1 pseudogene is annotated in these 448 nt (G+C 45.5%); it reads left to right on the forward strand.

From position 1 onward, the window contains the following. Nucleotides 1-282 (forward strand): annotated as a pseudogene (locus tag J5M72_RS28760) (DNA topoisomerase IV subunit B); the annotation flags it as partial. Nucleotides 283-448 lie beyond the last annotated feature (166 nt).

A 448-nucleotide genomic window follows, 5' to 3' on the forward strand; every position in this document is an offset into this window, starting at 1 on the left:
GGTGCATTATGCCCTAGATGATGATGAGCTAAACGCCATTTTAAAAAGGGTCAGCTCAAAGGGCAAGCCACAAATCACTCGCTTTAAAGGCTTAGGTGAGATGAATCCTGAGCATTTGCGTGAGACGACCATGAATCCTGATACTCGCCGTTTGGTACAGCTTGATATTGATGATTTTGCAAGCACCAACAGTGTCATGGACATGCTTTTGGCAAAAAACGAGCATCTGATCGTAGGGCGTGGCTTGAACAGAAGGGTAATTTGGCGGACGTGGTGATATAGATATGAGTGCCTGCCCCATTTTATCTGCCTTAACTGCCCTAAGTGATTTGCCGTATCCGCTATATTTGGCGTGCAGTGGTGGGCGAGATTCGCTTGTTTTGGCCTATGGGTGTTATTTGCTTTATCAGAGAGGCAAATTAGAAAAACTGCCTACATTGCTACACGT

The organism is Pseudomonas sp. 58(2021) (assembly GCF_017491585.1).
GTDB lineage: Bacteria > Pseudomonadota > Gammaproteobacteria > Pseudomonadales > Pseudomonadaceae > Aquipseudomonas > Aquipseudomonas fluorescens_BT.